This window comes from Xanthomonas euvesicatoria, from assembly GCF_013112235.1.
Lineage (GTDB): Bacteria > Pseudomonadota > Gammaproteobacteria > Xanthomonadales > Xanthomonadaceae > Xanthomonas > Xanthomonas euvesicatoria.
The window spans coordinates 2,311,240-2,334,350 of sequence record NZ_JABFFS010000001.1; the positions used below are offsets into that span (position 1 = coordinate 2,311,240).

Consider the following 23,111-nt stretch of genomic DNA (forward strand, 5'->3'; position numbering starts at 1 on the left):
GGCGCGTTGCGTTCGGGCGCCTGCACCCTTAGACCAAGGTCGGTTTGGGCGCCTTCACCGGCATCGGGCATAATTGCCCGTGAAACCTCCTTGCGCCGCTCTGCCGGGTATCGCGGCTGGCGCTCCCCCCTTCAAGTTCGGAAACCCAACGTTATGACGCAGACAATCACGGTCATCCGCGGCGACGGCATCGGCCCGGAGATCATGGATGCCACGCTGTTCGTGCTCGACGCGCTGCAGGCTGGCCTGACCTACGAGTACGCCGACGCCGGCCTGGTCGCCCTGGAAAAGCATGGCGATCTGCTGCCCGAGTCCACTCTGGCGTCGATCAGCAAGAACAAGGTGGCGTTGAAAAGCCCGCTGACCACGCCGGTCGGCGAGGGTTTCAGCTCGATCAACGTCGCCATGCGTCGCAAGTTCGACCTGTACGCCAACGTGCGTCCGGCCAAGTCGTTCCCGAACACCAAGTCGCGTTTCGCCGACGGCGTGGACCTGATCACCGTCCGCGAAAACACCGAAGGCGCGTACCTGAGCGAAGGCCAGACCGTGTCCGAGGATGGCGAGACCGCGTTCTCCGGCACCCGGATCACCCGCAAGGGCTCCGAGCGCATCGTGCGCTACGCCTTCGAGCTGGCCAAGAGCACCGGCCGCAAGAAGGTCACCGCCGTGCACAAGGCCAACATCATCAAGTCGACCTCGGGCCTGTTCCTGAAGGTGGCACGCGATGTCGCCGCGCAATATCCGGACATCGAATTCCAGGAAATGATCGTCGACAACACCTGCATGCAGCTGGTGATGCGTCCGGAGCAGTTCGACATCATCGTGACCACCAACCTGTTCGGCGACATCATCTCCGACCTGTGCGCCGGTCTGGTCGGCGGCCTGGGCCTGGCCCCGGGTGCCAACATCGGTCTGGACGCGGCGATCTTCGAAGCCGTGCACGGCTCTGCGCCGGATATCGCAGGGCAGGGCAAGGCCAACCCGTGCGCGCTGCTGCTGGGCGCAGCGCAGATGCTGGACCACATCGGTCAGCCGCAGAACGCCGAGCGCCTGCGCGAAGCCATCGTCGCCACCCTGGAAGCCAAGGATTCGCTGACCCCCGACCTGGGCGGCACCGGTAACACCATGGGCTTTGCCAAGGCCATCGCCAGCCGCCTCTGAGCGCACTGGCAAATTGCACAAAAAGAAAGGGCGCCTAGGCGCCCTTTCTGTTTGCTCGGGATTCCTCCTGAGCCGTCCTCGGTCATCGAGCGCAGGGGAAACGCTGTTGCGATTCCCCAATCCCGATTCCCCGCTCAATTGCGCGACTGCAGCTTCGACAGCAGGCGCAGGAACTCGATGTACAGCCATACCAGCGTCACCATCAGGCCGAATGCGCCGTACCACTCCATGTGCTTGGGCGCACCGTGTTCGACGCCGCTCTCGATGAAGTCGAAGTCCAGCACCAGGTTCAGTGCCGCCACCACCACCACGAACAGGCTGAAGCCGATGCCGATCAGGCCCGAGTCGTGGATGAAAGGGATGCGCACACCGAACAAGCCCAGCACGATGGTCGCCAGATACACCAGTGCAATGCCGCCGGTTGCTGCGACCACGCCCAGCTTGAAGTTCTCGGTGGCCTTGATCATGCCGCTGCGATACGCGAACAGCAGCGCGAACAGGGTGCCGAAGGTGAGCAGGACGGCCTGGAACACGATGCCGTTGAAGCGCGCTTCGTACACCGCAGAGATCGAGCCGAGGAAGAAGCCTTCGATCAATGCATACAGCGGCGCCGTGATCGGTGCCCAGGTCGGCTTGAAGCTGGTGGCCAGCGCGAATACCAGGCCGCCGATCGCGCCGGCGATCATGTAGATGCGCGCGACGGGCAGCGGCATGCCATCGGCCCCGATCGATTGCGACCAGGCGAAGGCGGCCGTGATCACCGCCATCAGCAACAACGCGCCGGTCTTGTTGACCGTGCCGTTGAGGGTCATCGCCTGACCGTCGCGGGTGACGATCGAGCCGGAGCCGGAGTCGAGGAATGTGGATTCCCGAAGGGCAGGGTTACCGCTACGCATGCATGTTCTCCATGAAAATAGTGCTCACCCTACTGGCGAACGTTGGTGTGAGGATAGCTGATCGTTCAAGTTACACAGGGTGATTGACAGCGAGGCCAATCATTCCCAAAATAGCCGACCTTTCGAGCCTTCGGGATTGAAAGGTCCCGCCGGGGTATAGCGCAGTCTGGTAGCGCGCCTGCTTTGGGAGCAGGATGTCGGGGGTTCGAATCCCTCTACCCCGACCATTCCGAGCTTTCGACGGCGTGGGAATGCGAAGTTCGGTCCGGGCGCCCGTAGCTCAACCGGATAGAGCACCGGCCTTCTAAGCCGGCGGTTACAGGTTCGAGTCCTGTCGGGCGCGCCATCGGCGGTACGGTAGGGAGCAGGTTTTCAGTGGTGGCTGTAGCTCAGCTGGTTAGAGTACTGGATTGTGATTCCAGATGTCGGGGGTTCGAGTCCCCTCAGCCACCCCACTGATGACGAGCGATTGCAGGAATGTTCGACCCGATGTGTCACGGGGTGTTGCAACGAAGCAAAAATGCACATACAATGTGCGACCAGTTTCAGGGCCGTTAGCTCAGTTGGTAGAGCAGTTGACTCTTAATCAATAGGTCCAAGGTTCGAATCCTTGACGGCCCACCAAATAAAAGCACTTAGGCGTCTGCCTAGGTGCTTTTCTTTTTCCCGGACTGAAAACAGAGGCGCGCTCGTTGGCCTGCTGTGAACGCATCAAGGCCGCGATAGTTTGGCGTCGCCCGCGCAAGATCCGGCTGGATACCAATGGCTTTACAACGCCCTTGGGCAACGCTCGCTATCGAATGCCTTGGCTGGAGCGCGCTTGCCGCAGCCGCGGTCAGCGATCGAACCCCGGTGAGATCGTCGGCGATGCCAGAAGTAGCGCCGTGCGCCACTCCTGCACCCCGTCGTTGCCTGTGCTGAGCGCTTGGCGCGACGTGCTCTGCGATCTGCAAGCAGTTGCAGGAAGCAGCCATGTCACTCATAAGCGCGTCCGTGCAACACCCGCAACAGGCGTCTAGCCTCGCTGCACGCGCGGAAATGCCAGCACGAAGCGCGCGCCCTGGCCCGGCGCCGAGAAAACGTCTATAAAACCGCCGGCCTGGCGCACGGCGCTATAGACCTGCGCCAATCCCAGGCCAGCGCCCTTATTGGCGTGCTTGGTGGTGAAGTACGCCTCGAATAACCGCGCCTGCACCACGCTGTCCATGCCGTGCCCGGTATCGGCAACCGCGATGGTCATGTAGTGCCCGGCCGGTTTGGCCAGTCGCGCCTGCTCCTCGGTGACGAAGGTTTCGCCGGTTTCCACACTGATGCAGTCGCCGCTGGTGCAGGCATCGCGCGCATTGATCACCAGGTTCAAGATGGCGCGCTCCACGGTGTGGCGGTCGACCATCGCGCAGCATCCGCCCTCTGCGGTGCGCAGCTGCAACCGCAGGTCTGCGCCGACCACCTGTTCCAGTAACGGGCTGAGCTGTTCTGCCAGTTCGGCCAGGTCCACCGCTTCGGGGCTGTAGGGGTACTGACGCGAGAAGCCGACCAGGCGCTGCGCCATCACCGAGCCATGTTGAAGCGCCGCGTCGGCCACGCTTAGCAACTTGGCGTCGTGCGCGTCGATCTGCGCGCGCTGCACGACCAGGTCGATCGCCGATGTGGCAGCCTGCAGCACGTTGTTCAAGTCGTGGACCACGCCGGCCAGCAGTTGTCCTACCGCTTCGCCTTTCTGCGCCTGCTCGGAGATCTTCTCGGCGGCGTTCTGCGCGGCGCGCGCGATGTCCAGGTCGCCTTCGATGCGCTCGTGCAAGTCGCGCAGGCTGTGCAGCTCGGTCGACAGCGAGGTTTCGCGCGCGCGCGCCAGCATCAGGGCACTGGTGGAAAACGCGCGTTCTGCCGACAGGGTGCTGTCCAGGGTGTGACAGGCTGCCTCCAGCGCACGGCGGTCGGAGACATTCCTGCTGACCGCCAGGATGGCCTCGACCTTGCCCAGCTCGTCGAACAATGGGCTGGTGACGACCTGCCAGGTCTGGCGCACGCCGGCCAGGTTCACGCAGCTGGCCTCGAATTCCCGGGTTGCGCCTTTGGCCGCCTCGGCCATGGCCGCATCCACCATGGCCGCCGCCTCGAGTGGCCACAGCTCGCGCCAGGGGCGGGCAACAACCTGATCCGCAGAACTGGCCCCAAGTCCGACCAGGCCGTTGCGGTTGACCGACGTGATTCGCCCATCCAGGTCGATCTCTTTGATGCAATCGCGCGACAGTGCCACAATCTGCCGATATCGGTCTGTCATTGCAATTGCTGCCCCCGGAATGGAATTAACGGAATTTTCGCAAATCCGGTTGCTGCAAAGTGCCGGTAGCGAACATGGGCTTTGTCTGGATTCAGGCGGGCTGGCCGCTGCCGCCCCTCTGCAGTGCGTGAAGCCTCAAGTCACCGCGCCAAGCAGCCCATGCCCACTGCAGTCATCACGCGCCCAGGCCTCGCAGCGCTTTTTCTTTACCGGCATCCCTGCAACAATAGCCGGGCATCTACGGCATTGCGAAAGTGGCGGAATTGGTAGACGCACCAGATTTAGGTTCTGACGCCGCAAGGCGTGGGGGTTCGAGTCCCCCCTTTCGCACCAACGCCGCGCGGCCGTGTGGGTTCCGGCCGCTGCATTTCCTGCAAACCAGTCGCTTCTGTCCGTGAGGCCGCTGCACGCATGCCGCTGGCAGCGGCCGCCGTTATCGGCGAAACTACAAGGCTCGGCGGCATTCTCGCCATCCGTCAACCCGCATCTTCCATCTCGTGCCGACGCTGTGCGCTGTCGGTGGCAGGAGTCAACATGCAAGCATCGATCGAATCCACCGGCAATCTGGAACGCCGCCTGACCTTCACCCTGCCGCAGGAGCGCCTGGAGACGCACGTTGGTGGCCGCCTGCGCGAGCTTGCGCGGACCACGCGCATCAAGGGCTTCCGTCCCGGCAAGGTGCCGACCAAGGTGATCGAGCAGCGCTTCGGTCAGCAGGTGCGTGCCGAGGCGATGGAAGGCCTGCTGCGCGAGACCTTCGATTCGGCCGTGCGCGAGCATTCGCTGCGCCTGGCCGGCAACCCGCGTATCGATCAGGGCGAGACCGATTTCGACTTCGTCGCCACCTTCGAAGTGGTGCCGGATTTCGGCGACATCGACGTGACCAAGCTGTCGGTGGTGCGCGCGACCGCTGAAGTGACCGATGCCGACATCGACCAGATGATCGAAAACCTGCGCCTGCAGCGCCGCACCTGGAATCCGGTCGAGCGCGGTGCGCAGGTCGGCGACCTGGTGGCGCTGGAGACCTGGTCGCAGGCCGGCGACGAGCGTCTGCCCGCCGAAGGCGTGGAGACCGGCAGCAGCGTGCTGGGTTCGGGCGTGATGTTCGACCAGATCGAAAAGGGCCTGGAAGGCCTCACCAAGGGTGAAGAAAAGACCCTGACCGTCGATTTCCCCGCCGAATGGCGCGTGCCACAGCTGGCCGGCAAGACCGTGCAGGTGCACGTCAAGGCGGTCGAAGTCTCCGAGCCGGTGTTGCCGGCAGTGGACAAGGAGTTCATCAAGAGCTTTGGCGTGAAGAGTGGCGATGCCGAGCAGTTCCGCGCCGATATCCGTACCAACCTGGAGCGTGAGCTCAAGGGTGCGCTGATGAACCGCCTGCGTCGCGAAGTGGGCGAGCAGCTGATTGCCGCCTACGCGCATGTCGAAATGCCGCCGCGCCTGGTCGAGAACGAAGCGCGTTCGATGCTGGCCCAGCAGGTCGAGCAGGTCCGCCGCAGCGGTCGCGATCCGGGTCAGGTGCCGGCGGACGCGCACCAAGGATTCATGGATGCCGCCGCCAAGCGCGTGCTGGTCGGCCTGCTCGTGGGCGAGGTGGCGCGCCGCAACGAATTGCGCCTGGAATCCAAGCGCGTCAGCGAAACGCTGCGTCTGATCGCTTCGACCTACGAAGAGCCGGAACAGGTCATTGAGATGTACCGCAACGACCCCCAACTGATGAACGGGCTGCAGAGCCGCGTGATGGAAGAGCAGGTGATCGACTGGATCGCCGAGCGCGCCCAGCACACCGAGCAGTCGCTGTCGTTCCAGGACGCCATCCGCGTCTGATCCGGCAGTAAGAGAAGAACCGCGCCCGCAGTCTGGGGTGCGGATGTCGAACACGGGCAGCGGCACAGGCCGCTGCCACAACGGGAAGACTGATGAGCATTGTGACCAAAGCCCTGAACCTGGTGCCCATGGTGGTCGAGCAGACCAGCCGTGGCGAGCGTGCGTACGACATCTACTCGCGTCTGCTGAAGGAGCGTCTGATCTTCCTGGTCGGTCCGATCGACGACCATATGGCCAACGTGATCGTGGCCCAGCTGCTGTTCCTGGAAGCGGACAACCCGGAAAAGGACATCAGCATCTACATCAATTCGCCCGGTGGCGTGGTCACCGCCGGCATGGCCATCTACGACACCATGCAGTACATCAAGCCGGACGTCAGCACCATCTGCGTCGGCCAGGCCGCCTCGATGGGCGCGTTGCTGCTGGCGTCGGGTGCGGCGGGCAAGCGTTACGCGCTGCCGAATTCGCGCGTGATGATCCATCAGCCGCTGGGTGGCTTCCAGGGCCAGGCGACCGATATCGACATCCACGCGCGCGAGATCCTGACCCTGCGTTCGCGCTTGAACGAGATCCTGGCCAAGCACACCGGCCAATCGCTGGAGACCATCGCGCGCGACACCGAACGCGACAACTTCAAGAGCGCGGTCGATGCGCAGGCCTACGGCTTGGTGGATCAGGTGCTCGAGCGTCGTCCGGAAGAGTCGATCCAGCCCTCTTGATCGTCAAACCACTGAAATTGTAGGAAAAACCGGCAGGGTCGGGCGGGGCGAATGTCCTCCCGACCCTGTGCTATTCTCGAAATCGAACCCCCGTGCATCGGGTGGGGTAACTGGGTAACAGAAGCATGAGCGAAGACCGCCAAGGTCGTTCCGGCGACAGCAACAAGATTCTCTACTGCTCGTTCTGCGGTAAGAGTCAGCATGAAGTCCGTAAGCTGATTGCCGGTCCCAGCGTATTCATCTGCGATGAGTGCGTTGAGCTGTGCAACGACATCATCCGCGAGGAACTCGAAGAGAAGGCGCAGTCGGCACGTTCCAGCCTGCCCAAGCCGCGCGAGATTCTCGAGGTGCTAGATCAATACGTGATCGGGCAGTTGCGCGCCAAGCGCACGCTCGCCGTAGCGGTGTACAACCACTACAAGCGTATCGAGAGCCGCAGCAAGAACGATGACGTCGAGCTGGCGAAATCCAACATCCTGCTGGTCGGCCCGACCGGTTCGGGCAAGACGTTGCTGGCCGAAACGCTGGCGCGCCTGCTCAATGTGCCGTTCACGATCGCCGATGCCACCACGCTCACCGAAGCCGGCTATGTCGGCGAGGACGTGGAAAACATCATCCAGAAGCTGTTGCAGAAGTGCGATTACGACGTCGAAAAGGCGCAGCAGGGTATCGTCTACATCGACGAAATCGACAAGATCTCGCGCAAGAGCGAGAACCCGTCGATCACCCGTGATGTGTCCGGCGAAGGCGTGCAGCAGGCGCTGTTGAAGCTGATCGAGGGCACGGTTGCCTCGGTGCCGCCGCAGGGTGGCCGCAAGCATCCGCAGCAGGAATTCCTGCAGGTGGACACCAAGAACATCCTGTTCATCTGCGGCGGCGCGTTCGCTGGGCTGGACAAGGTGATTCAGCAGCGTTCCAACGATGCCGGCGGCATTGGCTTCGGCGCCAAGGTCAAGAGCAGCGAGCGCAAGCAGGAAGTGGGCAAGATCCTGGCCGAAGTCGAGCCGGAAGATCTGATCAAGTTCGGCCTGATTCCCGAGTTCGTCGGCCGTCTGCCGGTGGTCGCCACGCTGGAAGAGCTGGACGAGCCGGCGCTGATCAAGATCCTGACCGAGCCCAAGAACGCCATCACCAAGCAGTTCAAGAAGCTGTTCGACATGGAAGGCGTGGAGCTGGAGTTCCGCCCCGATGCCCTGTCTGCGATCGCCAAGAAGGCGCTCAAGCGCAAGACCGGCGCCCGCGGCCTGCGCACCATCGTCGAATCGGTGCTGCTGGACACGATGTACGAGCTGCCGTCGCAGGAAAATGTCAGCAAGGTCGTGGTGGACGAGTCGGTGATCGAGCATAAATCCGAGCCGTATCTGATCTACCAGGCGCAACCGGCGCCCGCCAAGGCTGCGTCCGGAGACTGAGTCCGTTGGCCGCCTCGCCAGGCCTCGGCCTCGCTGGTGGATAACCGCTTTCCGAACGCTACTTGCAACACCTCGCCGATGGCCCCATAACGGGGCCATCGGCTTTTTACTGCCCCAAAAACCCCCATTCCTGCGGAGTGCCCCATGGCCCAGTCCCAACCAGAAATTCTCGATCTGCCAGTGTTGCCGCTGCGCGACGTGGTGGTGTTTCCGCACATGGTGATCCCGCTGTTCGTCGGCCGCGACAAGTCGATGCGTGCGCTGGAAAAAGCGATGGAGGCGGACAAGCGCATCCTGCTCGTTGCGCAAAAGTCGGCCGAGACCGACGACCCGGCTGCCGGCGATCTGTATACCGTCGGCACCCTGGCGCAGGTGCTGCAACTGCTGAAGCTCCCCGATGGCACCATCAAGGTGCTGGTCGAGGGTCTGTCGCGGGTCACCGTGGACAAGGTGGTCGAGCAGGACGGCGCGTTGCAGGGGCAGGGCACCGAAATCGAAGCCAGCGATGCGCGTGAGCCGCGCGAGGTGGAAGCGATTGCGCGATCGCTGATGTCGCTGTTCGAACAGTACGTCAAGACCAATCGCAAGCTGCCGCCGGAGCTGCTGCAGACCTTGGCGGGCATCGATGAGCCGGGCCGCCTGGCCGACACCATCGCCGCCCACATCGGTGTGCGTCTGGCCGACAAGCAGCGCCTGCTGGAGATCACCGACATCGGCGAGCGGCTGGAATTGCTGGTCGGCCTGGTCGATGGCGAAATCGACGTGCAGCAGCTGGAGAAGCGCATCCGCGGCCGCGTGAAGTCGCAGATGGAAAAGAGCCAGCGCGAGTACTACCTCAACGAGCAGATGAAGGCGATCCAGAAGGAACTGGGCGACCTGGACGATGCGCCCGGCGAGCTGGAAGAGCTGGCGCGCAAGATCGCCGAGGCGGGCATGCCCAAGCCGGTCGAAACCAAGGCCAAGGCCGAGCTCAACAAACTCAAGCAGATGTCGCCGATGTCCGCCGAGGCGGCCGTGGTGCGCAACTACCTGGACTGGCTGCTGGGCGTGCCGTGGAAAAAGCGCACCAAAGTGCGCAAGGACCTCAAGGTTGCCGAAGACACGCTGGACGCCGATCACTACGGCCTGGACAAGGTCAAGGAACGCATCCTTGAGTACTTGGCCGTGCAGTCGCGCGTGAAGCAGATGAAGGGGCCGATCCTGTGCCTGGTCGGGCCGCCGGGCGTGGGCAAGACCTCGCTCGGGCAGTCGATCGCCAAGGCGACCAACCGCAAGTTCGTGCGCATGAGCCTGGGCGGCATTCGCGACGAGGCCGAAATTCGGGGCCACCGCCGGACCTATGTCGGTTCGATGCCGGGCCGCCTGGTGCAGAACCTCAACAAGGTCGGCAGCAAGAACCCGCTGTTCCTGCTGGACGAGATCGACAAGATGTCGATGGACTTCCGTGGCGACCCGTCGTCGGCATTGCTGGAGGTGCTCGATCCGGAGCAGAACAACTCGTTCAACGACCACTATCTGGAAGTCGACCTGGACCTGTCGGAGGTAATGTTCGTCGCCACCTCCAACTCGCTCAATATTCCCGGTCCGTTGCTGGACCGCATGGAAGTGATCCGCATCCCCGGCTACACCGAGGACGAGAAGCTCAACATCGCCACGCGCTACCTGGTGCCCAAGCAGATCAAGGCCAACGGCCTGAAGCCGGAAGAGATCGAAATCGCCAGCGATGCGATCCAGGACATCGTGCGCTACTACACGCGTGAGTCGGGTGTGCGTAATCTCGAACGCGAAGTGGCCAAGATCTGCCGCAAGGTGGTCAAGGAGATTGCGCTCGCAGGTCCGCAGCCGGCGGCAAAAAAGGCGGTTGCCAAGAAGGGCAAGCCGAAGGCACTGGTCACCGTCAACGCGAAGAATCTCGACAAGTATCTGGGCGTGCGTCGCTTCGACTTCGGCCGTGCCGAAGAAGAAAACGAGATCGGTCTGGTCACGGGTCTGGCATGGACCGAAGTCGGCGGCGAACTGCTGCAGGTCGAGTCCACCTTGGTGCCGGGCAAGGGCAACCTGATCCTCACCGGCCAGCTCGGCAATGTCATGAAAGAATCGGCATCGGCTGCATTGTCGGTGGTGCGTTCGCGCGCCGAGCGGCTTGGCATCGATGTGGATTTCCTGCAGAAGCAGGACGTGCATGTGCATGTGCCTGACGGCGCCACGCCCAAAGACGGTCCAAGCGCAGGTATCGCGATGGTGACCTCGCTGGTGTCGATACTGACCCGGGTGCCGATCCGCGCCGACGTGGCGATGACCGGCGAGATCACCCTGCGTGGGCGGGTATCGGCGATCGGTGGCTTGAAAGAGAAGTTGCTGGCGGCCCTGCGCGGTGGCATCCGCACCGTGCTGATCCCCGACGAGAACCGCAAGGATCTGGCCGACATCCCGCCGAACGTGACCCGCGATCTGAAGATCGTGCCGGTGAAGTGGATCGACGAGGTACTCGATCTGGCGCTGGAACGTCCGCTCGCGCCGAAGAAGGCCGGCAAGGAAAAGGCACGCAAGGCGGCCTCGCGCGTGACCGTGCGCGGCAAGTCGCGTAGCACGCCGGGTACCCGCGTCAAGCACTAACGAGGGCTGTCTGAGCCTCGCCAAAACAAGCCAAAACCCGCGTCGTTATTGGGTTTTGGCTTGCGTGCTGTTGGGGGCGCTGGTATAAATGCACGACTCGTGGGCGCGGCAAATGTGATGCGTCATGCGATACCACTTGTGTCGGGTTCTTCGCTTACGGCAAGAGCGCCGATTGTCGATTCCGCGGCATCTGCCGCAAAGGGAGTTTCAAGAATGAATAAAACCGAATTGATCGATGGCGTTGCCGCTGCCGCTGACATCTCCAAGGCTGAAGCTGGCCGTGCTGTTGACGCGGTTGTGAGCGAAATCACCAAGGCACTGAAGAAGGGCGACGCCGTCACCCTCGTTGGCTTCGGTACCTTCCAGGTCCGCGAGCGCGCCGAGCGCACCGGCCGCAATCCGAAGACCGGCGACAGCATCAAGATCGCTGCTTCGAAGAATCCTGCATTCAAGGCTGGTAAAGCCCTGAAGGATGCAGTAAACTAATCGACTCGCTAGGGTGCTTAGCTCAGCGGTAGAGCGTCTCCCTTACACGGAGAGGGTCGGGGGTTCGAAACCCTCAGCACCCACCATTAAGCACCAGGCAAATGTTTCAAGCGCGGAGCGGTAGTTCAGCTGGTTAGAATGCTGGCCTGTCACGCCGGAGGTCGCGGGTTCGAGTCCCGTCCGCTCCGCCAGTTACACGCGAAGCCCCTGAGCAATTGGGGGCTTCGTTTTCTCCACGAAATTCGTCATGCGAATGGAGTGGGGGCAGATGTCCAAGTTTAAAGCGGAGCGGTAGTTCAGCTGGTTAGAATGCTGGCCTGTCACGCCGGAGGTCGCGGGTTCGAGTCCCGTCCGCTCCGCCAGTTATACGAAGCCCTCGGCCCTGTGCCGGGGGCTTTTTTTTGGATGTCGGTTGATGGGTGTGGGTCCATGCAGGCATGCCGGTGTGGCGTATTGCAGCGCATCCGGCAGCAGCGCGTTCTGCTGCGTCTGAAGGTGCTCGGGTATTTGGCCCGAGCTGGCGCCTTCCACCCTGGACCGATGAATGCGCCACGACGCCATCGTAACGGGCATTGGGCTGGGTGCCTGGCGTCAAGCGCGTTACACTGCGCGGCTCGCCCACAGGCCGTGATTTGCCAATGCTGCAGAAACTTCGCGACAAGACGTCAGGCTGGATCGCTACCGCCATCCTGGGGTTGCTGATGATTCCGTTCCTGTTCGTCATCGACAACAGCTACCTCGGCGGCATTGGCGCCAACAACGTGGCCAAGGTGCAGGCGCCGCCGACCTGGTGGAAATCGGCACCGTCGTGGTGGCCGGTCTCTTTGCTGTGGCAGCACCATGAAATCAGCACGCAGGATTTCCGCGCGCGCTTTGAGCAGGCGCGCATGCAGGAGCGTCAGCGTCAGGGCGAGAAATTCGATCCGCGCACCTTCGAGTCCCGCGAAAACAAGCTGCAGGTGCTCGACCAACTGGTCGACGAACAGGTGGTGCGACTGGGGGCGGAAGATGCTGGAATCGTCATCGGTGATGCGACCGTGCGCGATTACATCGCCAACATTCCCGCATTCCAGGTCGATGGCAAGTTCAGTCCCGACCAGTACCGCGCCGCACTCGCGCAGGGCACGCCGCCGCGCACGCCAGCGCAGTTCGATGCGCTGGTGCGCGATAGCCTGCAGCAGTCGGTCATCCCGCAGGCGGTGGCGGAGTCCGGCTTTGCCACCAAGTCCGAGTTCGAGCGCCTGCTCAAGCTGATGGGCGAAACGCGCGATGTGGAGCTGGCGATGCTGCCGCCACCGGCCGCAGATACCGCGCCGGTGAGCGATGCGCAGATCAAGCAGTGGTACGACGGTCACGCGCAGGATTTCCGTCAGCCGGAAACCGTGACGATCGAATACGTGGAGCTCAACGCTGCCACGATGCCGCCAGCCACTGCGGCCGACGAGGCCACGCTGCGCAAGCGCTATGAAGACGAGAAGGCACGTTTCGTCGAGCCGGAGCAGCGTCTTGCATCGCACATCCTGATCAGCGCCGGCGCCGATGCCGCCGCGCAAAAGGCTGCCGAGGCAAAGGCTGCCAAGCTCGCTGCCGAGGCCAAGCAGCCGGGTGCCGACTTTGCTGCGCTGGCCAAAGCCAATTCGCAGGACCCCGGCTCCAAGGATGCCGGCGGCGACCTGGGCTGGGTCGAGAAGGGCACGATGGTCAAGCCGTTCGAGGACGCGCTGTTCTCGATGAAGGCTGGCGAGGTAGTCGGCCCGATCAAGAGCGAATTCGGCTACCACGTGATCCAGTTGCGTGAGGTCAAGGGCGGCCAGGGCAAGTCGTTCGAGCAGGTGCGCGACCAACTGGCGGCCGAGCAGCTCAAGGCTGACGCAGACAAGGCCTTTGCCGATGTCAGTGGCAAGTTGGTGGACCAGGTTTACAAGAACCCCACCGCACTGGAGCCGGCGGCCAAGCAGGTCGGCTTGCCGGTGCAGACCTTGGGGCCGTTCTCGCGCAGTGATGCCAGCGGTGTTGCTGCCAACCCGGCTGTGCTGCGCGCGGCGTTCTCAGAAACGCTGGTGCAGGACGGTACGGTGAGCGATCCCATCACCATCGCGCCGAACCATAGCGTGGTGTTGCGTGTCACCAACCACACCGCCGAACAGGCCTTGCCGTTGGACAAGGTGCGCGACAAGGTGACCGCGGCAATCCGTGCGGACCGTGCCGAGAAGGTCGCCGCGGCTGCTGCCGATGCCTTGCTGGCACGCTTGCAGAAGGGTGAGACGCTGCAGGCGCTGGCCGACAGCGAGAAGCTGCAGGTGCAGCCGATCCCGGTGCTACCGCGGACGGCACCGATCCCGACCCCGGCTGCGAACCGTGCGATCTTCAGCGCGCCGCGACCGACCGAAGGCAAGCCGTCGGTTGGCAAGGTGGAGCTGGATGGCGGGCGCTTTGCTGTCTTTGTCATCAGCAAGGCGACGCCGGGCGATCTGAAGCAGATGCCGGCCGAGCAGCAGACGATGCTGCGCGAGCAGTTGAGCCAGATCGACGGAAACAACGCTGCGCAGGCTTACGTCAAGGAAATGCGCAAGCGCTACAAGATCCAGATCGAAGAAGCCCAGCTGTAAGGCTGGATAATCGATTGGTGAGAAAAGCCCGGGCAACCGGGCTTTTTCTTTGGGCGTTTGTCGTGGAGAACACCGGCCGGCTGGCGCGCAGTCGCCGTCGATCTTACGCGGCGCATATCGATTTGCCGGCGGTGTCTGCGCGCTGCATGGCTGCCGGGAGCTGCGATTCCTGGGCGCCAATCGCCGGTTGTCGGCTAGTCGCCTGACGATCTGGCAGTCGTCGCTGACGCTCGATTGGGCGACGGCGCGCGCGGGGAGCGCTCCTGACAGACATGCCAGGTGTCCCGCTGATGATCTCTGGTGGCCGGGTCAGCTGAATGGCTAGGCGGGATTGACTCGCCGGGGAGCACCGCACACATCGTGGCGCGCATTGCAGAGAGGCCTGCAAGCTTCGAGTTTTGCCGGAGCTCGGCTGGCCCGTACAGCGCCAAGTCGGTTGCCCGGCGCGACGCGCAGCAGGCGCTAACTGTGCCTTTGCACCCAGGCAACGCTCAAGATCCATCTTTCGCGACCGAAGCGGCCTGACGAGAAGGCTGGGTTGGTGAGCGAAGTTCAGGATCGGCGCGATCATGCCGCCTACCGCCTACCGCCTACCGCCTACCGCCTGCCTGTGCCCACGACAACGTCTAAGGTGCGTCGCACCTTGGCGCGTCACTTTAGGGCGAGTCGTCGAACGACAGCACCATGCCAGGCTTCAGAATGGCGCTTTTGTCCAGGCCATTGGTGGCGAGCAGCGTCGTCACGGTGATGCCATAGCGGCGTGCGATCGCCCAGGCCGATTCGCCATTGCGCACGGTGTGGGTACGTGCTGGCGAGGTCGACGCTTTGCTGGCTGCAGAGGCAACGGCGGTCGGTGCGGGAGTGCTGCTGGCGGCGCCAGTTCCCACCTCGGCAGAGGCGACCATGGCGCTATTTGCACCGGGCTGCGGCGGCGCAAGCGGCGCAAGCACGTGCACGCCGCGCGGCGCAGCGCGCGCGCCAGCGAGGGCGGGATTCAGGCGCGCGAGCAGTTGCGGCTCGATCGCGCGCTGTCCGGCCCAGGCGTTGAGACTGGTGCCTGCCGGCAACGCATGTTCGGTGAGGACGGGCACCTGGCGATCCAGCGACGTCAGCAGGTTGCCCTGCTGTTGCGCGTGATCCAGCACGCAGGCAAGTGCGTGCAGTTTCTCCACATAGTCGTAGGTGACCTTGGACATGCCCGGCAATTCGGAGGGGCGTGCGTTTTGCGCGTTCATCCCGGCGCTGCGCATTGCCTGCAGCACGCGGTACTCGCCGGCGTTGTAGGCCATCAGGGCCAAGCGCCAGTCTCCGCCGAACATGCCGTAAAGGGTTTTGAGATAGCGCACCGCCGCAGTGGTGGAGTCCACTGCCGACAGGCGTCCGTCGTATTGCGCACCGACCGGCACCTGGTGGTTGCGCGCGGTGGTCGCGATGAACTGCCACAGGCCGGCAGGGCCGCTGCCGTTGCGGGCCCCGGGGCGGTAGCCGCTTTCCACGAACGGGATCAGCGCAAATTCGGTCGGCATGTCGGCCTTACGCAACTCGTCGACGACATAACCGAATAACGGCAGGACATCCTGCGCATCGTCTGCCAGACGTGCCGGGGCGCGCGAAAAATGCTGTTCCCAGCGGGCATCGCTATGGGCGCTGTCGCAGCCCGGGTCGGCGCGACCGTCGAGGAAGGCCGAAAAAATCTCGCGCCCGTTGCGGAGGCTTGGCGCGCTGGCTTGCGCGGTCTGGCTACTGGCGGGGGCGGAGCTTGCGTCATTGGGCGATGCGGCTGCCGGTGCGATGGCCGAACAGACGGCCAGCACTGTCAAAACCAGGCGCCTCATGCGCGAAATTCGTCTTTCCAGCGCCGAAGTTCGGCGAAAACATCGACTTCAGAGGAAAGCTCGCCGGCTGCGCGCGGTGCCACTGCAGCGCGGATCTCGGGGCGGCCGGTGCGTAAGAACGGATTGGTGGCCAGTTCACTCTTGAGCGAAATCGGCAGGGTAGGACGGGCTGCATGACGCATGGCCTGGGCTTCCTGTTGACGGCGCTGCAAGGCAGCGTTGGTGGGATCGACGTGCAGCGCGAAGGCCGCATTGGCCAAGGTGTATTCGTGGCCGCAACACACAAGCGTTTCGCCAGGCAGGGAGGCCAGGCGCTGCAACGAGTCGAACATCTGGGGAGCGGTACCTTCGAACATCCGCCCACAGCCTAGGCTGAACAGGGTATCACCGCTGAACAGGTAGCCGTCAGCGACGAAGGCGATGTGGCTGCGGGTGTGGCCGGGCACCTGGAGCACCTGGAACTCGACATCGAGCAGGCGCAGGCGCTCGCCCTGGCCTACCTGATGCGCGTGGGCCGGGATGCGTTCGTCGGCCGGGCCGAACAACGCCAGGTTCGGCCAGCGCTGCTGGAGCTCGGCAACGCCGCCGATATGGTCGCCGTGGTGGTGGGTGAGCAGGACGGCGCTCGGCACCAGGCCCTGGTGCTGCGCGGCAGCCAGGACCGGCTCGGCCTGACCGGGGTCGACAATGATGGCGCGGCCATCTGCAGCGATCAGCGCCCAGATGTAGTTGTCGTCGAATGCGGGCAGGGCGATCAGTCGCATAGAATTGGGACCATGCCTGCCCCGCCATTCTCACGTCAAGCTGGCGTCTCATCCTGGTTTGAAACCGGCGCGGGGCGCGGCCTGCTTCAGCTGGAGCGTCGTCTGGCGTTGGAAGCGCTACAGACACGGCCGTCGCAGCCGTGGTTGTGGCTGACGCCGACCGCCGACATGCCTGCGCGCGAGTTGCTGCAAGGGCGCGGTTTGCGCCTGCATCGCAGTGCCGGGCGCTTTGCCGGCGACGCACGCTGCGCGCTGCCGTTTCCGCTGCCGACCGAGAGCCTGCAGGCGATCGTGGCGCAACATGCGGTGGTTGGCGGGGCAGCGGACTTTCTGGCCGAATGCGAGCGTCTGCTGATGCCCGGCGGCCGTCTGTGGCTGTTCACGCTCAATCCGATGAGCCCCTACCGCTTCCGCTGGGCGCGGCGCGGGCCGGTCGCGTTGCGCCCGGATCGCTGGCGCCTCCTGGCCCAGCGTGCCGGTCTGCACAGCGTGCAGGCCGAGCGCTACCTGGGGCCGATCTGGCGCCCCAGCGGCGAGTCCACCGACCCCGGCCGGGCACCCTGGCGCGCGGTGTATCTGCTGGAAGTGGAAAAGCGTGCTGCCGCGGCGATCGGGCCGACGCCGATCGCCCTGCCTGCCCGCTGGCCACAGCCGGTGGCCACGATCTGACCTGTTTACGTTCAACTCTGGAACCTGATGAAATCCATTGAAGTGCATACCGATGGCTCCTGCCTCGGCAACCCCGGCCCGGGCGGCTGGGCGGCCTTGCTACGTTACAACGGCCGCGAAAAGGAGCTGGCCGGCGGCGAGGCGGTATCGACGAACAACCGCATGGAATTGATGGCGGCGATCATGGCGCTGGAAACGCTGACCGAGCCGTGCCAGATCGTGTTGCATACCGATTCGCAGTACGTGCGCCAGGGCATCACCGAATGGATGCCGGGGTGGGTGCGACGCAACTGGAAGACCGCCGGTGGCGATCCGGTCAAAAATCGCGAGTTGTGGGAGCGGTTGCACGCGGCCACGCAGCGCCATCGCATCGATTGGCGTTGGGTGAAAGGCCACAATGGCGACCCGGACAACGAGCGCGTCGACGTGCTCGCCCGCAATCAGGCCATCGCCCAGCGCGATGGTCTTGCGACATCGTAAGAGGACACATGCGTCAGATCATTCTCGATACCGAAACCACCGGCCTGGAATGGCGCAAGGGCAACCGCGTCGTCGAAATCGGTGCGGTGGAGCTGCTGGAGCGGCGCCCGAGCGGCAACAATTTCCATCGTTACCTGAAGCCGGACTGCGACTTCGAGCCGGGCGCGCAGGAGGTGACCGGGCTGACCCTGGAATTTCTGGCCGATAAACCGCTGTTCGGCGAGGTGGTGGATGAGTTTCTCGCCTATATCGACGGCGCGGAACTGATCATCCACAACGCTGCGTTCGACCTGGGGTTTCTGGACAACGAACTGGCGCTGCTGGGCGATCACTACGGGCGCATCGTCGAGCGCGCCACGGTGGTCGATACCTTGATGATGGCGCGCGAGCGCTATCCGGGGCAGCGCAATTCCCTGGATGCCTTGTGCAAGCGTCTGGGCGTGGACAACTCGCATCGCCAACTGCACGGCGCGTTGCTCGATGCCCAGATCCTGGCCGATGTGTATATCGCGCTGACCTCCGGCCAGGAGGAAATCGGGTTTGCCAGTGCCGACGCCGGTCAGCAGACCGATGCGGCGAGCGGCGTGATTGCGTTCGACCCGGCGCTGCTGTTGCCGCGTCCGCGCATTGCGGTGACCGCTTCCGAATTGCAGGCCCACGAGGCACGCTTGGCGCAGCTGCGCAAGAAGGCAGGGCGTGCGTTGTGGGATCCGCCGGTCGAGGAGATTGCGGTCGCCGGGTGAGGCGTCTTGCCTGAGGTATTTTGCTCGCGCGCGGCGCTACATCAGTAACTGCGCACCAGGATCGCGGTGATGTTGTCCGAACCGCCGCCATCCAGTGCGGCGGCGACCAGGCATTCCACGCATTCCTGCGCGCTGCAATCGGCCTGCGACAACGTGGCCGCGATGGCGGCATCGTCCACCTCTTCGGTCAGGCCGTCGCTGCACAGCAACAGCTGCATGCCGGATTTGAGTTCGCCTTGCATGATGGCGACATTCAGATGTGCCGGGTCGGTCACGCCGAGTGCCTGGGTCACCACGTTGCGATGCGGGTGCGCGCGTGCCTGCTCGCTGGTCAGCGTGCCCTGGGCGATGAGCTCCTGCACATAGCTGTGGTCCTGGCTCAGCTGCGCCAGCCGGCCATCGCGCCACAGGTAGGCGCGGCTGTCGCCAACCCAGGCCACTTCGAAACGCTGGCCGATTACGCGCGCGGCGACCACGGTGGTGCCCATCGGCAAGGTGTCGTTGCAGCGGCGCGAGGTCTTGATGATCTCTTCGTCGGCGATGCGTACCGCCTGCGCCAGCGGGGTACCGGCGCGGACTTCGCGCACGATGGTCTCGCGGGCCAGTGCGCTGGCCACTTCCCCGCAGGCATGCCCCCCCATGCCGTCGGCGACCAGCCACAATCCCAGCTCACTGTCGCCGTAGTAGGTGTCCTCGTTGAGGTCACGGCGCAGGCCGACATGGGTGAGGTGTCCGAATTCGAGCATGGGGCCGGGTCGCCAAGGAGAAGATGCGCCACCATCATCGCGGCCCGGCCGGTTAGCGGCAACACGCCACGCACGGGTGCCGCAGCACCGGTTCACGCCTGGACGCGCGCCTGGCCCTGCCTGCGCCGGCCCGGGCCGCTTGTGGCGCGGGCCATGTGCCCGTATGATGCACGGCCCCAGGACACTGGGGACCATCTGGAGAGGTGGCAGAGCGGTTGAATGTACCTGACTCGAAATCAGGCAGGCGTTTATAGCGCCTCGGGGGTTCGAATCCCCCCCTCTCCGCCACTTTCAGATAAGTTGTTGTAGAACAGCAACTTACACGCAACAAGGAACGAGCGCCGAGGACACTCAACGGGACAACGTTGGGACACTTGTGCGCTTACCGACCTACCTTGTTCGCCGTTCTGGCGGCTTTTCCTTTCGTATTATTGTTCCCTTGCGCCTGCGCAATACTCTGCGCCGTAAGGTCATCAAGCATGCTTTGCACACAACCGATCCACGTCTTGCACAAGTCAAGGCGCTGTATCTGGCTGTACGCTATCAACAAGCGTTCGTGCAGATTGATGGGGGTGGTGTGACCAAATCATTAGAGGACCTTCTCAGAAGCGCGCAGACAGCGTTTGGAGAGGATCAGACACGTGATTACACCTTGGAGGTCAGTTCAAACGGGGGGCTGCGTGTTGAAACCGATGGAACGCAAGCGGATGCCGATAATTTGGTTGCGGCGCTCCCAATGCTGTTGCGGCTAAATGAACAGGCACGGACACAATCGTCTCCGCCGACGCTTGCGCCTGCTACGCTGCCTCCTGTCTCGGCTGTACTTGGCGCACCCCCGGGAGTGAAGGCGATTACCATCGCCATCGCTAGAGAAAAATATATTGAAGTCGTACGCAAGCGGCTAGGTAAAGCAAAGACGTTTGGCCGTGTGGTCAAGACAATCGATGAGTTTACGGCTTACATCAAACCCCGCTCGTTTGTGTACGCAATTCAACGCCACCAAATTGCGGCATTTCTCGAACAGGAACTAACAAAGGGATTGCAACGCAGTACGGTCAATAGTACGCAAATTTGGCTTGCGGGATTTTTCAAATGGGCGATGGCATCAGGGTACTTCGAGGATGGGAAAAACCCTGCTCACGGTCACATTACGATCACTAAAAAGGAAAAGCGAAAAGCGGCGGCGCTTGGATCGGAGCCATTCAATATTGAGCAGTTGAAGAATATTTTCGATTTCAACCATTTCCACGACTTGGGCAATGAGCGCGACCGCTGGGTAGCCTTAATTTGTGTGTACACAGGTGCCCGCAGCAACGAAATTGCGAAAATGGAAGTGGCTGACATCGTGCAGGAAGAGGGAGTGTGGGTGTTCGACTTCAACCTGTTGGGAGAATACAAAAGCACGAAAAGCGAAGCCAGCGAACGCAAAGTTCCAATCCATCCGGATTTGATTGAATTAGGGATTCTAGAGCGTGTGGAGCGACTAAAAATTGCAAAGGAACAGTATTTTTTTCCAGATCTGACGCAGGCCGCGAACAACGGGCCCGCAGGTGCCCCACAACGTGCTTTTATTCGCTATATCGCGCGGCGAGGCATCAAGCCAAGGATGGGACAAATGGGACTCCATTCATTCCGCGACACTGTAATTACGCAGATGACACGACATGGCGTTTCTCAGGGCTGGCGCGAACGGTACGTAGGACACGAACAAAGCGAAAAGCCCAGCACCTTGGATACGGCGCACAGTTTAAACTATAGTCAAAACGCTTATGAGCAGTTGTCGAAACAGTGTCACCCGTCATTGTGTTGGGAACAGCAAGGTGTGTTGAACATCAAGAAATTGAAGGAGTTCTTGTAAAGCTAGCCGCTTATTCAGCCAATGGGCCTTCTGTATCCCGGTGGATTTAGAGCCGGAAATCTTGCCCAGCGACTGCGCGCAACTTTGGGTGTATCGCGCTGCGGCTCCATGATGGGCGGTTGCGGTGCAATGGGTAAAGCGATTTGTTGCTCATGTTCGCTGGGAAGCATAGCAATGGCCTGACGGGCTGCGGTGGCCCGTGCCAACTGTCTTTGCATTTTGATGCGTTCGCGTCCCAACTTCTGCAAGGCTGGCAAGTCGGCATTGGTTTTAGCCAACTTATAATCTATGTCTGCCGTTCGTAGTGACTTCGTACGTTCTTCCAATGCAGACGCCCAATGCTTGTGTTTTGGGAAAAATTGCCACGGCTCGGGATTGGTTTGCTTCCACTGTTGCAGCCGTGCCCATTCCGTATCTCTCACACGTTTGCGCCGCTCACGCTCAGCGAACCGGTGCTGCTCCTCGTGTTCGTGCGTGGAGAGCCAAGCACGCGCCTCCGCAATTCGGCGGTTCTGGTCGCGCCAATGCATTGCCTCCAACGCAGTCAACGACTCCAATAATGCTTTAACTTCCGCATCCCGTTGTCGCCCTTGCCGTGCCGCGTCGGCTTCCATGTCTAAGCGCTCTTGATCCAACTGCATCATCCTGCGGTCGTACTCACTTCCAGTCACAGAAATCCGAGCGTTGCTGCCCCCTCCGCTAGGCGCGGAACTGAAGATTTTTAGCGCCCCCTTTGGGGCCACTGTTCCACGCGCTACGCGCGCGGGCTGCGATGGATCCAAAGCGGGTTTGGCTACCGCCCCTAATGCTTGAACAATCGGTGTTTCAGTCAGTGAACCGCCTCGGATGACTGTGGAAGATGTGAAGTGCAGCGCGCCACCGTCACCTGAATGTCCCTCGAAAGTGCTGCGCAGTGAATGACGGCCGCGTTCTGGACTCCATCGGGACTGGACAACTGCAACACGGTGGCTTGGCGACACTGAAAGCACAGGCTTTCGGCCAGGTCCGTCAACTCGCAATCGATCAGTATTGACCGAATCACTGGTGAGAGGTGCCGGACCTTTTCGGCTTCTTCGTGCTCGGGATCGGGCAACGGTTCTTGCTCCATCTTCATTATTATTTTCTCCGGGTTTTCGATCATGGTGCGCGGGCATCAGCCGCGCTTCGTTGTTCGCCTGTATTTCCATTTGGTCCCACTCTCGCTGTCTGACGGCATTCTCTTCGCGGATTTTTGCGTTGCGAATGCGCGCATGTCGGCGTCGTGACGGTGCGCGGCCTTCCTTTACTGTGGGAAGCCTGTCCAGTTCGCGCATCTCATCTAAACTGCCGCGCTTGGCGGCGTCCACCGCCTGGGCTTCAAGAGTGCGGTGGTCAACGCGCACATCGTGACCTGCGTTCTTCAGGTGCTTATTGGTTGTACTGGCGACCTGCTCACGCCAGTAGAGCACCTCTTTAGGTCCCTGCTTGAAGTCGTCGAACGCCTTAGCCGCGTAATCGGTAAGGCCGTCGGCGCCAACTTGCCGTGATGTAAACAAAATATGAGCGTGGTGGTTGCGCTGGTCACCGTGTTTGTCCGGTGTATGGATCGCAATCTGTACGGCTGCGTTATATCGATCAACCAGTTGCCGCCCAATATCACGCGCCAGTTCTTCACGTTGCAGTTCGGTCAACTCACACGGCAAAGCAATTTCCATCTCCCGTGCAACTCTTGCATTGCTACGGGTTTCAGCGGCTTCGGCCGCGTTCCACAATCGCGACGGATCAAAGATCCAAGCGGGAGACCCAGATGGGGCAAGGATTTCAAAGGAGGCGACACCACTTCGTTTTGTGTAGTCCTGGATTACTCCCAAACGGTCGTCCTCTATGCGAATACCGGCACGATAAGCGGCAGCGGCGGTGGCACTGTGGCCCTTCGCTCGGCTTATGCTATTTATCTCACAATGGTATATCGCCACGCCCACAACTCCGCAAAATATAAAACACAGAAAAACCATCCCCAACCACAC

Annotated in this window: 17 protein-coding genes and 9 tRNA genes; 20 read left to right on the forward strand and 6 right to left on the reverse strand. The window is 62.4% G+C overall.

Going from position 1 to position 23,111, the window contains the following annotated elements; translation table 11 throughout:
• The first annotated feature begins 153 nt into the window (after window positions 1-153).
• Window positions 154-1,161: an isocitrate dehydrogenase gene (locus HLH45_RS09955; RefSeq protein WP_008575004.1), complete on the forward strand. Its 1,008-nt coding sequence runs from the start codon at window positions 154-156 to the stop codon at window positions 1,159-1,161.
• 134 nt (window positions 1,162-1,295) lie between these two features.
• Here HLH45_RS09955 and HLH45_RS09960 read toward each other — a convergent pair whose 3' ends face one another.
• Window positions 1,296-2,057, reverse strand: a complete 762-nt coding sequence (locus HLH45_RS09960; protein ID WP_008575005.1) for a Bax inhibitor-1/YccA family protein — start codon at window positions 2,055-2,057, stop codon at window positions 1,296-1,298.
• A 150-nt stretch (window positions 2,058-2,207) separates the two neighbouring features.
• Here HLH45_RS09960 and HLH45_RS09965 point away from each other — a divergent pair.
• The 4 genes from HLH45_RS09965 to HLH45_RS09980 all read left to right on the forward strand — a co-directional run bounded on the left by HLH45_RS09965 (window position 2,208) and on the right by HLH45_RS09980 (window position 2,681).
• Window positions 2,208-2,284 (forward strand) — tRNA-Pro (locus tag HLH45_RS09965).
• Between the two features lie 42 nt (window positions 2,285-2,326).
• Window positions 2,327-2,403 (forward strand) — tRNA-Arg (locus tag HLH45_RS09970).
• A gap of 32 nt (window positions 2,404-2,435) precedes the next feature.
• Window positions 2,436-2,512: transfer RNA gene (locus HLH45_RS09975), tRNA-His, on the forward strand.
• A 93-nt stretch (window positions 2,513-2,605) separates the two neighbouring features.
• Window positions 2,606-2,681 (forward strand) — tRNA-Lys (locus HLH45_RS09980).
• Window positions 2,682-3,072: 391 nt separating this feature from the next.
• Here HLH45_RS09980 and HLH45_RS09985 read toward each other — a convergent pair.
• Window positions 3,073-4,341, reverse strand: coding sequence for a PAS domain-containing sensor histidine kinase (locus tag HLH45_RS09985; RefSeq protein WP_008575006.1), 1,269 nt, complete (start codon window positions 4,339-4,341; stop codon window positions 3,073-3,075).
• Window positions 4,342-4,589: 248 nt separating this feature from the next.
• Here HLH45_RS09985 and HLH45_RS09990 point away from each other — a divergent pair.
• From HLH45_RS09990 to HLH45_RS10035, 10 genes are all read left to right on the forward strand, one after another.
• A tRNA-Leu gene (locus HLH45_RS09990) sits at window positions 4,590-4,674 on the forward strand.
• A 201-nt stretch (window positions 4,675-4,875) separates the two neighbouring features.
• Window positions 4,876-6,168, forward strand: coding sequence for a trigger factor (tig, locus tag HLH45_RS09995; RefSeq protein ID WP_005913863.1), 1,293 nt, complete (start codon window positions 4,876-4,878; stop codon window positions 6,166-6,168).
• 92 nt (window positions 6,169-6,260) lie between these two features.
• Complete coding sequence (gene clpP / locus HLH45_RS10000; protein WP_002806026.1) at window positions 6,261-6,887, forward strand: ATP-dependent Clp endopeptidase proteolytic subunit ClpP; 627 nt, start codon at window positions 6,261-6,263, stop codon at window positions 6,885-6,887.
• A gap of 125 nt (window positions 6,888-7,012) precedes the next feature.
• Window positions 7,013-8,299 (forward strand): ATP-dependent Clp protease ATP-binding subunit ClpX, encoded by a 1,287-nt coding sequence (clpX, locus tag HLH45_RS10005; RefSeq protein WP_003483788.1) that lies wholly within the window; start codon window positions 7,013-7,015, stop codon window positions 8,297-8,299.
• 144 nt (window positions 8,300-8,443) lie between these two features.
• Window positions 8,444-10,915, forward strand: a complete 2,472-nt coding sequence (gene lon / locus HLH45_RS10010; protein WP_008575007.1) for an endopeptidase La — start codon at window positions 8,444-8,446, stop codon at window positions 10,913-10,915.
• Between the two features lie 213 nt (window positions 10,916-11,128).
• Window positions 11,129-11,401, forward strand: coding sequence for a non-specific DNA-binding protein Hbs (locus HLH45_RS10015; RefSeq protein WP_002806049.1), 273 nt, complete (start codon window positions 11,129-11,131; stop codon window positions 11,399-11,401).
• 11 nt (window positions 11,402-11,412) lie between these two features.
• Window positions 11,413-11,487 (forward strand) — tRNA-Val (locus HLH45_RS10020).
• A gap of 28 nt (window positions 11,488-11,515) precedes the next feature.
• Window positions 11,516-11,592, forward strand: a tRNA-Asp gene (locus HLH45_RS10025).
• Window positions 11,593-11,686: 94 nt separating this feature from the next.
• Window positions 11,687-11,763: transfer RNA gene (locus HLH45_RS10030), tRNA-Asp, on the forward strand.
• Between the two features lie 276 nt (window positions 11,764-12,039).
• A complete protein-coding gene (locus tag HLH45_RS10035; protein WP_008575008.1) occupies window positions 12,040-14,010 on the forward strand; it encodes a peptidyl-prolyl cis-trans isomerase in 1,971 nt (656 codons plus the stop codon).
• 656 nt (window positions 14,011-14,666) lie between these two features.
• On the opposite strand, the gene HLH45_RS10040 is transcribed toward HLH45_RS10035, so the two are convergent.
• Together HLH45_RS10040 and gloB are read right to left on the reverse strand one after the other, a co-directional pair.
• Window positions 14,667-15,845 carry a lytic transglycosylase domain-containing protein gene (locus tag HLH45_RS10040; RefSeq protein WP_008575009.1) on the reverse strand — a complete coding sequence of 393 codons (1,179 nt, stop codon included), beginning with the start codon at window positions 15,843-15,845 and terminating at the stop codon, window positions 14,667-14,669.
• On the reverse strand, window positions 15,842-16,609 hold the full coding sequence (gloB, locus tag HLH45_RS10045) for a hydroxyacylglutathione hydrolase (protein WP_008575010.1): 768 nt from the start codon (window positions 16,607-16,609) through the stop codon (window positions 15,842-15,844). Before gloB ends, HLH45_RS10040 begins: the two co-directional genes overlap by 4 nt.
• Before the next feature lie 12 nt (window positions 16,610-16,621).
• Between gloB and HLH45_RS10050 the strand changes: the two genes are divergently transcribed.
• The 3 genes from HLH45_RS10050 to dnaQ are packed head-to-tail and all read left to right on the forward strand — an operon-like array spanning window position 16,622 to window position 18,501.
• The gene (locus HLH45_RS10050; protein WP_003483816.1) at window positions 16,622-17,278 is read left to right on the forward strand and encodes a class I SAM-dependent methyltransferase; all 657 of its coding nucleotides are present in this window, start codon (window positions 16,622-16,624) and stop codon (window positions 17,276-17,278) included.
• Window positions 17,279-17,305: 27 nt separating this feature from the next.
• Complete coding sequence (gene rnhA, locus HLH45_RS10055) at window positions 17,306-17,758, forward strand: ribonuclease HI (RefSeq protein ID WP_008571574.1); 453 nt, start codon at window positions 17,306-17,308, stop codon at window positions 17,756-17,758.
• A gap of 8 nt (window positions 17,759-17,766) precedes the next feature.
• Window positions 17,767-18,501 carry a DNA polymerase III subunit epsilon gene (gene dnaQ, locus HLH45_RS10060; RefSeq protein ID WP_008571573.1) on the forward strand — a complete coding sequence of 245 codons (735 nt, stop codon included), beginning with the start codon at window positions 17,767-17,769 and terminating at the stop codon, window positions 18,499-18,501.
• Window positions 18,502-18,542: 41 nt separating this feature from the next.
• Here dnaQ and HLH45_RS10065 read toward each other — a convergent pair whose 3' ends face one another.
• Entirely contained in the window at window positions 18,543-19,247 is a 705-nt protein-coding gene (locus HLH45_RS10065) for a PP2C family protein-serine/threonine phosphatase (protein WP_033478511.1), read from the reverse strand.
• Window positions 19,248-19,444: 197 nt separating this feature from the next.
• On the opposite strand from HLH45_RS10065, the gene HLH45_RS10070 reads away from it, so the two are divergent.
• Window positions 19,445-19,535: transfer RNA gene (locus HLH45_RS10070), tRNA-Ser, on the forward strand.
• 88 nt (window positions 19,536-19,623) lie between these two features.
• Window positions 19,624-21,105: a site-specific integrase gene (locus HLH45_RS10075; RefSeq protein WP_033478510.1), complete on the forward strand. Its 1,482-nt coding sequence runs from the start codon at window positions 19,624-19,626 to the stop codon at window positions 21,103-21,105.
• Window positions 21,106-21,119: 14 nt separating this feature from the next.
• On the opposite strand, the gene mobQ is transcribed toward HLH45_RS10075, so the two are convergent.
• Entirely contained in the window at window positions 21,120-23,099 is a 1,980-nt protein-coding gene (mobQ, locus tag HLH45_RS10080; protein ID WP_008571572.1) for a MobQ family relaxase, read from the reverse strand.
• Window positions 23,100-23,111: the final 12 nt, after the last annotated feature.